Below are 9,363 nucleotides of genomic sequence, written 5' to 3'. Positions count from 1 at the left end.
TTACTCCCCAACGCGATCGCCTTCCCAATACTCCCCAACGCGATCGCCTTCCCCAAAACTCTCTATCGCCTTCCCAATACTCCCCAACGCGATCGCCTTCCCCAATACTCTCTATCGCCTTCCCAAAACTCCCCAACGCGATCGCCTTCCCAAAACTCTCTATCGCCTTCCCCAAAACTCCCCAACGCGATCGCCTTCCCAAAACTCCCCAACGCGATCGCCTTCCCAAATATCCCATGGGTGGGGTGGGTCAGATAACCCTGTAGGGGCGGGTTCAACAGCCCATATTCTGGTTCGCGATCAGCCATATAAACCCGCCCTACTTCCCCAACACCCCAGACGCAACATTGACTTACTGTTCCCCAAAAGTATTTTTCAAATATTTCGATTAATTTCTTGCATATCGCCGGAGCGTATGATATAATAGGCGATGGTTTGGTAATTAATCTCGTGTCCCCGTATGACCCAGACAGTCGGTAACTCTAGCCTGGAAACAGCCAATCAACTGCTCCAACAAGGAAAAATTCAAGAAGCCGTAGCTGAGTATCGCCGGGGTATTGAGTTAACGCCAGACCTCTCCTGGCATCACTACTATTTGGGAGAAGCCTTGACTCAGTTGGAAGACTGGGAAGGGGCTGTTCAGGCTTATCGACAAGCCATTTCTCTCGGTTCCAATTATCTCTGCTACTATCGCCTCGGGGTGGCTTTGGTGAAATTGGAACTTTGGGATGAGGCGATCGCCACCTTAAATCAGGGCTTGGAATTAAAGCCAGATTATTATAAATTTTATTTGCCCCTCGGTCAAGCATTAGTTCACCAACAGCATGGGGAAGCAGCCATTGAAGCCTATGGGAAGGCTGTCGCCTTAAAGCCGGGGGTAGCAGAATTTAATTTACAGTTGGGGCACCTGTTGCGCCGCCAGGGACGGTTTACCGAAGCCGTCGGTTATTTGCAGCAGGCGGCCGATTTTCAGGGTGATGACCCCCAATTGCAGTTGGGTTTGGGGGTGGCTTTGGTGGAGGCGGGAACAGACCTACACCGGGCTGAGGCGAGTTTGCGCCGGTCTCTGGAGTTACAACCTGACCAGGGGGAAGCCTATTTTTATCTGGGGAAACTCGAAGGGCTACGGGAGCGCTGGGATGAAGCCCTGGCTATGTATCGTCGCAGTTGGGAAATAAATCCCCAGGTGGGTGAGTGGGGTTTGGCTTTGGCGGAGGCTTTGGAGAAGTTGGGGCGGTGGTCGGAAGCGGTAGACCAGTATCGCCAAGTCGTCCTGGAGTTGGGAGAGTCCGGGGAGGCTTCCTTGGGTTTGGGACGGGCCCTGGTGCAGTTGGAACGTCCGGTTGAGGCCGTGGTGGAGTTGCGTCGGGCGGTCAAGTTGGGGGTTGATAGGCCGGAGGTGCATCGGCTTTGGGCTGGGGTGCTGGTGGAGTTGGGACGCTGGCCAGATGTGGTAGAGCAGTGGCAGTGGCTGCTGGAGCGGTATCCGGGGGCGGCGGATATCCGGCGGCGGTTGGCGTTGGCTTTGATGGGGTTGGGACGCTGGCCGGAAGCGGCGGCGCAATGGGGAGAATATTGGCGGGTGGCTCCGGGGTCGGGTCGGGGTTCAGTTGTGGATTTTCGGCCAGAGTTGGGGACCTATGGGGAAATTGACCACCGCCAGGAGTTGAGTATTACGGGGGATTTGACGGTCGAGTTTTGGCTGTATTTGCGACGGTGGCCGGAGAGTTGGACGGAGATTATCTCTAAGTTTGTCAGCGACGAGCAAAATGAGTTCTGCTTTCGGTTAAAAGATGGCCAGAGGGCTCAGTGGTATTTTGGCAAGGGGGAGGCTTTTGCTAAACCGGTTGACTGGGTTCCCCAAGAGGATATGAGGCTCCATGAGTGGGTTCATGTGGCTTGTGTGCGGAAGGTGGGGGAATACGGGCGGATTTATTTTGATGGGGTCCTCCGGCGAGAGGCGGATTGGAGCGGGGAGTCGGAGGCTGTGGGGACTGAGGCGACGGTGCGGTTGATGGCTCATTCTGATGGGAAGCGCTTTAATGATGGCAAGTTGTCTGAGTTGCGGATTTGGAATCGTGCCCGGAGTGCGGATGAGATTCGCCAGGGGATGTATGAGGCTTTGACGGGAGATGAACCGGGGCTGGTGGGGGTTTGGCATGGCTCCGATGACGGGGTTTTGGTGGATGCGGTGGGTCATCATCAGGGGCGATCGGTGATGGCGGATGCTGGGAAGGAGCGCCTGCGGGTGGGGGTCTGTGGTTGGGAGTTGTCCCACAATGCTGCGGGGCGTGCCTATACTTTGGCGCAGTTGTATGGGGGTTGGGCTGAGGTGGAGTTGATTGGCTGTCTGTTTCCTCGGTACGGGGGGCAGGTGTGGGAGCCGATTCGGGGAACCCAGATTCCTTGTCATACGGTGACGGTAGCGGATGAGGGGCGGTTTGTGGAGCAGGCTTTGGGTCTGGTTTTGGCTCATCCCTATGAGGTGGTGCATCTGTCGAAGCCTCGGATACCGAATATAGTTTTGGGGCTTTTGTATAAGCTGGTCTGGGGTGCGCGGGTGATTGTGGATATTGATGATGAGGAGTTGGCTTTTGTTAAGGCATCAGAACCTGTGGATTTGCGGGAGTTGCCTCCTTTGAGAGATTTGGACAGTCAGGAGTGGACTGAAATCGCGGCGGGTCTGGCACGGGAGTTTGATAAGGTTCGGGAGTTGGATGGGGCTGAGACTGGGGATGCTGAGGCTGGGGAGTTGTTGGCGGCTGTGGTGGCTGAGGTTTTGGCGGTGCCGGGTGGTGGGGTGTCCCAGGGTTTGGATTTGTTGTTGCAGGGGTTGCCTGCTGTGGAGTCGGTTAAGTGGGCGTTGGTGGATGAGGGAAAATCTGGGATGATTTTTCGATCAGCAATTGCTGATGATGACATGACTAAAACCTCTAAGACCTCTCAGCCTTCTGCCAATCAAAACCTTCTGAAACCTGCTGATTTTACAGCTCAAGATTTCACAAAAAGGCTTTGGGGTGGGTACTCCCGATATGCTCTACCGGCACTAGAAGAAATCAAGCATGATTTCACAGCATCAAAAACCGAAAGAGTTAGAGCATCATGGAATTTGTCTCGTTGGTATTATGCGGAAGGTGATTATCATAAATGTTTGGATAATATTAAGTTAATTCATGTCTTGTATTTCAAAATACAGCCGGTGCATTTGCTGGCGGAAATTCAATGTTTAATCAAACTCAACCTTATCAGTAGGGCTGAAAATAGTTTGGAGTTTGCAATCCGAATTAAAGGAGAACATGCAGATTTCTTGATTCTTAAAGCCCAGGTAAAAAGGATAGTTGCTTTACAAAAAGGAAGAGAATCTGAAGCTACAACCTTACCTCTATATTACATCAATAAAATATACGAAAGACAAGGGCTATCACCTCTCGTCCTTAAGGACTCTAGTTTGCCATTATCCTTATCTAACATTACAGCTCATGCAGAACCCAAGATTAAGAATCAGAAGCTCAAGGTTTCTGTGATTATGCCAGCCTATAATGCAGCAGAAACCATACACATAGCTCTGGATAGTCTGCTGGCACAAACCTGGAAAAATCTTGAAGTTATTGTAGTTGATGATTTTAGTTCTGATAACACCCGTGAATTGGTAGCAGGATATGTTGAACGCGATCATCGTGTTAAGCTAATTTCTAAAGATGTTAATGAAGGTTGTTATCCGACTCGAAATCGTGGATTAGCATCTGCCACAGGTGATTTAATCATGGTTAATGATAGTGATGATTGGTCTCATCCACAGAAGATAGAGTATCAAATTGATGCCATGAACTGCCATGATTGTGTAGCGGTTATGTCTTACTTTGTAAGGATCAATGAAGATTTTACTCATTTTGGTAACTGGAGACCTGGTTCAATTTTAAGTCTTAATCATTCATCATTGATGTTTAAAAAAGAAGTCGCAGATCAATTAGGTGGCTGGGATCATGTAAGAGTGAGTGCCGATTCAGAATTTGTATTCAGGATAGAGAAGTTTTATGGAGCCAAGTCAATTCATAAAATGAAGGAACAGCTCATCCTTTCATTAGTTATGTCAAGGGAGGATTCTCTAACTCGTACAAAAGCTACTCATGTGAGAACATTAGGCTTTGGTTTGAGATGGCACTATCTGGATGCGTATAAATACTGGCATTCTCATCGGAATTTTCATGATTCACCAAACTTATCTGGTGGAGTTCGTAAATTTCCAGTCCCTCTAGGAATTGCAGCATCAAAGCTAGAGACTAATTTATATGATTTGGTTGTAGTATCAGACTTTTCAGCAAATAATCCAAACTTTTCATTATTTGAAAACTATATGATAGCAGCTTGTCAATCAAAAATGAAAGTAGGTGCAATACATTGGCGTAGCTATGATCTAGACCCTTCTCAAGGTCTTCGTTCTGGTTTTTATGAAGTTTGCAATCAATATGGAGTGGATATAATAACAGTAGGAGACAAAATAGATGCAAAGATTGTATTAGTGGTTTGTCCAACTATTATTCAGTATATGACTGATGGTTTTCCTAGTATCAACACAACTCATTTAATTGTCATCGTAAGCCAGTTAGCAGCCAATTGTGCTGATGGTTCAGGGTGTCGATATGATCCATATATTGTCAGAGCTAATCTGAGCAGTCTCTTTGGAAAAGAGGGTTACTGGATACCTATTTCATTAAGGGTCAAACAACGTATGAGTCAAGATAAAAGTTATCCCAAGCCTCATCAAAACCCTTGGTATCCAACTCTTAATATTGAACAGTTCTGTAGCCAAAAGTTGAGATGGCGGGGTAGAACAAGGAAAAAACCTATAGTTGGTTGCTGTGTTCAAGGTCACCATCTTCAATGGTTAGGAGAACTAACAGGACTCAATCAAGTTGATAATAATGAAGTTCCGCCTTGGGAAGTTAGGGTTTTATGGCATGATTTGATAACTGATTGGCTTGAAGAACAGCCTAATAATTGGCAAGTTATAGATTCCGATAGAGTAAGTATCCAGGAGTTTTTGCAAGACTTAGACTTTTTTATTCACTATCCCCATGAGGATAATATAGAGGAATTGAGTTATAAAGTTTTTGAGGCTATGGCGGTTGGCATTCCGGTGATTTTACCTGATAAATACCAATTTCCAGATACTTTTGGGAAAGCTGCTTTGTATGCTAGATCTGAGAAGGTGAGTAGTATAATCCAGAATTTATGGTTCAATGAAAGTGAGTATATGCAGCAGGCAAAAATTGGTCGATATTTTGTGGAAAACAATTGTAGTTTCAGATTCTTTGTTGATCGTCTTAATGACTTAATGGACTAATTAAAATGGTGTCAACAAATAATCTGATTATGAAATGGTTTACAAAATAGAGGTTTTCAAAATGGTTGATCACAATAGTTTTATAGGTATTGTTGGACTCGGTTATGTAGGATTGCCACTAGCTTTGAGGTTTACAGAAGTAGGATTTAATGTTCTGGGCTTTGATATTGACCAAGCCAAGGTTGATGCTATTGATTCAGGTTACAGCTACATTAAGCATATTGGTGATTTAGCAGTTGCACAAGGCAGAGAACGAGGATTTACCGCAACAACTGATTTTTCCCGTGTGGCTGAGGTAGACGCTTTGATTCTTTGTGTACCTACCCCATTAAATAAGTATCGCGAGCCCGATTTGAGTTTTGTTATTAAAACCATAGAGGCTGTGTTACCTTGGCTGCATAGTGGACAAATTATATCTTTGGAAAGCACTACCTACCCCGGTACAACCGATGAGGAGCTTAAGCCTCGTATTGAATCACAAGGACTAAAAGTTGGTGAGGATATTTATTTGGTCTACTCACCTGAACGAGAAGATCCAGGTAACATAAATTACAGTATAGAAAGTATTCCCAAAGTTGTGGGTGGCTGTACCCCAGCTTGTCTGAAAATGGGAATTGTCCTTTACTCTAAAGTAGTTAATAAGATTGTTCCAGTTAGCTCTACTAAAGCAGCAGAAATGACAAAGCTATTAGAGAATATCCACCGTGCAGTTAACATTGGTTTAGTCAATGAAATGAAAATAATTGCGGACTCGATGGGACTTGATATATATGAAGTGATCCGCGCCGCAGCCACCAAGCCATTTGGGTTTGTGCCATATTATCCTGGACCAGGGTTGGGGGGTCACTGCATTCCCATTGATCCTTTTTATTTAACTTGGAAAGCTAGAGAGTATGGATTAAACACAAGATTTATTGAATTGGCTGGGGAAGTTAATAGTTCTATGCCAGAATGGGTAGTTCAAAAAATAGCAAATGCCTTGAATGACCGTGAGCGTTCCATTAAAGGCAGTAAGATTTTGGTTTTAGGAATCTCTTATAAAAAAAATGTTGATGATATGCGAGAATCACCGGCAGTGAAGCTAATGGATTTATTGTCTGCTAAGGGTGCTTTGATTGCTTACTCAGATCCTTGGTTACCTGTTTTCCCAAAGATGCGTGAACACTGTTTTGATTTGCAAAGCTTGGACCTAACGCCTGAAAGTGTTGCATTGCATGATCTAGTATTAGTGGCTACAAACCATGATTGTTTTGACTATGATATGATCCGGAATTGTGCTAGACTTATAGTGGATACCAGAGGAGTTTATCAGGATCCAGCAGACAACGTTATCAAAGCTTAAAAAAAGGAAAAATAATTTCAATCATGGAACTAAAAACAAAGCCAACTGACATAAAGAATTATTGGCATAATCGCCAGCATCATGACTTGTATAAGTTGACTGTCTCGATTGCAAGAGCAATGTTCCCGGATGCTAAAAGTATCATTGATGTAGGTTGTTATGTATCACCTTTGATTTTGCAGTTTGATTGGATAACCAAGAAAGTTGCCACGGATAAGCAAACTTCTTTAGCTAAAAATTGGGAAGGAGTACCGGGTGTTGAGTTCATCGCTGGAGATGCTTTTGAGTTAAATTTTTCCGAACCTTTTTCTCTGGTTCTGTCTAATCAAACAATTTAGCACGTAAATGACCCTCGCGGTTTTGCTGAAAAACTTTTAGCGATTGGCTCTGGTTTAATCATTTCCACAACATATGAGTTACCCTATGGGGTAATTCCAGGTCATGTACAAGACCCTATTAGCTTAGAGAAATTTCAATCTTGGTTTCCAGTTCCTCTTGATTCATGGACAATTTGTTATCATCCTTCACGTAAAATAAAGCATATTATCGGCTGTATTTCTGCAAGTCATCCCAACCGTCATAAATGTTCCTGATTAACTTTAAGTGCGCCAGATTCTACCGGAAAAACCAGAAGAGTGTTCCTTTTTATAGCGTCTAGCCGTGTGCCTAGGGTGATACAAATGAGAATGGAGGAGTTTGGCATCATAGCAGCTTAATGTTGGATTGTCAGAAATTTCACGCTATTACAGCAAAATATTTATTATCTTTGTAAACCGTTGGAATTTTTCCCAAGTGTTTAGCTAAAGCGATCGCCACATCCATATCATACTGACGATTAATATCATCAACAATTACGGTTACATTCCAATTAAACAAATCCAAATAATCAAGAATCCCCTTACGCCGATGCTGTGGTGGTCCATCGACTAAAATTAGCTGATAATCGATATTCCGCAACTTCCGACGCAAAACATCTCCATTGTACCACATATCATCAACCAAAGGCGCATAAATATAATGGGAATTGTATTTATTCAACCACTCCTGATTATGCTCGATAGACACCATATTATAATATTTAGATAGTTCCAACGTTCCCGTACCACTACCCAACTCTAAAATAGTTGAACCGACGGGCAAAGTTTCTATAATGTAAAGAAATAAATCCTCTGAAATCGCCCAACCATTCAGATTATCAACATTATATACTTGCCTCAACTTATCGTAAGGAAAACAGTAATGAGGATTAATAAAACTACACTGGCGGTAAGCACTGATGGCTTGACTCAACTCTCCCCGTGCCAGAAAAATATCACCCAAAGTATCATAAACCCCATAACAATTAGGCAGAATATGATTAACCTTATCTAGCAAGTCTATGGCTTCATCGACATTCTTCAAATCACCTGAATTCACCCCAACTGGGGACAAAGGCTTTGCACCATTACCATTCTGACTGAGTTTTTCTAATGAAGCGACCAATAAATCTAACGCTAGGTTCAACCTAGAACCCAAAATAATTGGCTTTTTATTGTGCCAAGTTCTAAAACCCAAACGCAAATAGTAAGTTTCAGGAGTCGTATTAAATACATTAGTTATAAACTCAGAAAAATTTGCTCCTGACGTGGAAATGTAAAAATATGGGCCTAGTGTTTGAGAATTGGGAATAGCAGAGTATGGACTTGGTATGAGTTTTTGATGTTTATCCAAAAACTCAACTTGTATTAAAGCTTGATTATGAGTAGGAGGCTGTTCCGAAGAACTTTGACCGCTTATGGAATAACTTGTTAAAGGTTTAACAGGTACAGTCACCCATATCGGTTGTTCAGTTAATTCGATAAAATCTTCATTCTCGGAAAGACAAAATCCCGGTTCAAGAGTATAAAATAAAGGCTTATACTTACCATAGAATTCATATAATAAATCTGGCTTAATCTGAATTCCTTGTCTCAAATAATAAATCGCTTTATCCCAACAATCTTGCTGAATAAAAACCCGACCCAAATTAATATAAAACCAAGCAGAATTAGGATTAATTTCAATTGCCTTTTGATACTCAGTAACAGCCTTATCTAACTTTCCCTGCTTAACCAAAGCATCCCCCAGGCCATGATAAGCCCAAGCAAAATGGGGGTTAATATCTATTACCTGATGATAAAGTGCGATCGCCTCATCCAACCTCCCAGACCGTTTCAACTGATTCGCCTGTCTCAGCAACTCACCCGCACTCATTCCCTCACCACTCCTCATAACTAGCTTACCAACACACCCACCCCCTGACATATCCCAGCATTATATCCTATCACGAGACTGACGCAACTTGACAAACATCTACCGAGCGATTCTCGGAAGTGCGTTCGCGCAGCGTGCCCGTAGGGCGTATCGCCTATCGCCTCGGAAGTGCATTCCCGTAGCCTCTCGGAATTGCGATCGCCTCATCCAACTTCCCAGACCGTTTCAACTGATTCGCCTGTCTCAGCAACTCACCCGCACTCATTCCTTGACCACTCCTCATAACTAGCTTACCAACACACCCACCCCCTGACATATCCCAGTATCATACCATATCACGAGACTGACGCAACTTGACAAACATCTACCGAGCGATTCTCGGAAGTGCGTTCGCGCAGCGTGCCCGTAGGGCGTATCGCCTATCGCCTCGGAAGTGCATTCCCGT

General features: G+C 44.2%; 6 protein-coding genes. 4 read left to right on the top strand and 2 right to left on the bottom strand.

Annotation, left to right across the window (positions count from 1 at the left end; all coding sequences use genetic code 11):
* Positions 1-238: hypothetical protein (locus P5674_RS21265; RefSeq protein ID WP_315670254.1), on the bottom strand; the 238-nt coding region annotated here is incomplete at its 3' end.
* A 222-nt stretch (positions 239-460) separates the two neighbouring features.
* On the opposite strand from P5674_RS21265, the gene P5674_RS21260 reads away from it, so the two are divergent.
* The 3 genes from P5674_RS21260 (at position 461) to P5674_RS21250 (ending at position 7,024) form a co-directional block, all read left to right on the top strand.
* Positions 461-5,344: a tetratricopeptide repeat protein gene (locus P5674_RS21260; protein WP_315670253.1), complete on the top strand. Its 4,884-nt coding sequence runs from the start codon at positions 461-463 to the stop codon at positions 5,342-5,344.
* A 61-nt stretch (positions 5,345-5,405) separates the two neighbouring features.
* Positions 5,406-6,686 carry a nucleotide sugar dehydrogenase gene (locus tag P5674_RS21255; RefSeq protein ID WP_315670252.1) on the top strand — a complete coding sequence of 427 codons (1,281 nt, stop codon included), beginning with the start codon at positions 5,406-5,408 and terminating at the stop codon, positions 6,684-6,686.
* A 23-nt stretch (positions 6,687-6,709) separates the two neighbouring features.
* Positions 6,710-7,024 carry a hypothetical protein gene (locus P5674_RS21250; protein WP_315670251.1) on the top strand — a complete coding sequence of 105 codons (315 nt, stop codon included), beginning with the start codon at positions 6,710-6,712 and terminating at the stop codon, positions 7,022-7,024.
* 397 nt (positions 7,025-7,421) lie between these two features.
* Here P5674_RS21250 and P5674_RS21245 read toward each other — a convergent pair whose 3' ends face one another.
* Positions 7,422-8,918 (bottom strand): tetratricopeptide repeat protein, encoded by a 1,497-nt coding sequence (locus P5674_RS21245; protein WP_315670249.1) that lies wholly within the window; start codon positions 8,916-8,918, stop codon positions 7,422-7,424.
* Between the two features lie 88 nt (positions 8,919-9,006).
* On the opposite strand from P5674_RS21245, the gene P5674_RS21240 reads away from it, so the two are divergent.
* Complete coding sequence (locus P5674_RS21240; RefSeq protein ID WP_315670247.1) at positions 9,007-9,207, top strand: hypothetical protein; 201 nt, start codon at positions 9,007-9,009, stop codon at positions 9,205-9,207.
* Positions 9,208-9,363 lie beyond the last annotated feature (156 nt).

The sequence above is a fragment of the Limnospira sp. PMC 289.06 genome, assembly GCF_032350395.1.
Classification (GTDB): domain Bacteria; phylum Cyanobacteriota; class Cyanobacteriia; order Cyanobacteriales; family Microcoleaceae; genus Limnospira; species Limnospira platensis.
This window is presented reverse-complemented; position numbering and strand designations above follow the sequence as displayed.

Coding starts and splice junctions, on each gene's coding strand:
- P5674_RS21255 (WP_315670252.1), top strand. CDS start 5,406: ATGGTTGATCACAATAGTTTTATAGGTATTGTTGGACTCGGTTATGTA.
- P5674_RS21260 (WP_315670253.1), top strand. CDS start 461: ATGACCCAGACAGTCGGTAACTCTAGCCTGGAAACAGCCAATCAACTG.
- P5674_RS21250 (WP_315670251.1), top strand. CDS start 6,710: ATGGAACTAAAAACAAAGCCAACTGACATAAAGAATTATTGGCATAAT.
- P5674_RS21245 (WP_315670249.1), bottom strand. CDS start 8,918: ATGAGTGCGGGTGAGTTGCTGAGACAGGCGAATCAGTTGAAACGGTCT.